The 1380-nt window shown below is 46.4% G+C and carries 1 pseudogene; it reads right to left on the bottom strand.

Annotated elements, in window-relative coordinates:
• A pseudogene (locus tag F8B77_RS17620) lies at positions 1-1380 on the bottom strand (hypothetical protein); the annotation flags it as partial.

Below are 1380 nucleotides of genomic sequence, written 5' to 3'. Positions count from 1 at the left end.
TGACATGTCTGTCCCCACTGGCACCATCACAAGGTAAACATCCGATGTCAAGGTATTGAATTTATAGTCTATGAAGGCGAAACCATTGAGATCAAAACTTGACTGCGCAATGTCGATGACTTTGCCATACGTCCAATCGTTATTCACACTCACCACTTGATACAGAATGTAATTTTCGGGCGCTGCCTTGATGTACATTTTTGTTGTGCCATAAGGGCGAGAGATATATGGCGTCGCCGCAGGTGAAATCCGATAATGCGGCAAAGCACTTAGATCAGGATTCAGCGTGGTCGCTACGGTATAATTGGTGTACGCGTATTCCGCATTTTTGTAGCAACTCTTTCCAAAGGAGCTGTCTGATTCGGCTTGGACCAGATAAATCGCCTCATGCTTGTCGTCTTCACTTGGGCCATCAAAACAATGTTCGTTGATAACCGTGCCACCAATACCACTTAAGACTGAACTTGAAAGCTCAGGGAAGGTGTTTTGCACAGCATCCTCGGTGCCATTGCCATCGAGATCAGTATCAATACCATTGACTATGCCATCGTTATCCGCGTCCAGATGGCCGTGATAAACAGGGTCATTCGGATCGTCGGCGACGGTGCGGTTATTCAACTCGGTGAAATTATTGATGCCATCACCATCGAGGTCTGTTTGGCTATCATCCACACCGACATTTAAGCCAAGCATGGTTTCTAAAATGTCCGCCATGCCGTCATTATCACTGTCAATACTTAAATCAACATCACTGCCATCGAGTGGATTTAATCCATATTGGGTTTCAACAATATCGCTAATGGTGTCGTAATCACTGTCTGAGAACGGGTCGTTATCATCGACATCATAGATGCCAAGCACACCATCTAAATCCGCATCATAGGAATTCGCGTCCAACGGATCGGTGTTCGCGCCGATTTCCACCTCGTTGATAAAACCATCACCATCACTGTCAACGATGGCACCATCACTGACATCATGTGGATTGAGGTTCCACGCCAATTCCAAGGAATCACGCAGGCCATCATTATCGCTGTCAGTCTCACTGTCGCTGTTATCATAAGGATTAAGTCCCACTTGGGTTTCATACACGTCAGATAAACCATCTGCATCATAATCGGTATTCGGGTCAAGCGGATCGCCGTCATCGATGTCAGCGATACCATCAGCATCATCGTCATAATCCATATGATTAGGGATACCATCACTGTCGGTATCGATCGCCGCATTCAGTAGCGGTGCGTTCGGATCGTTCGGATCTGTGCCTAAGAGTTGCTCATAGTAATCCCCGTAACCGTCATTATCGGTATCGATGCTTGGGTCGCCATTGAGGCTGATAGTAAAGCGTTGTAGCTGACCATTTTCACTGCTGTAACCATA

Source organism: Aliivibrio finisterrensis (assembly GCF_008933155.1).
Classification (GTDB): domain Bacteria; phylum Pseudomonadota; class Gammaproteobacteria; order Enterobacterales; family Vibrionaceae; genus Aliivibrio; species Aliivibrio finisterrensis.
Note: the sequence above shows the minus strand (reverse complement) of the source record. Positions and strands in the feature narration are given on the sequence as shown.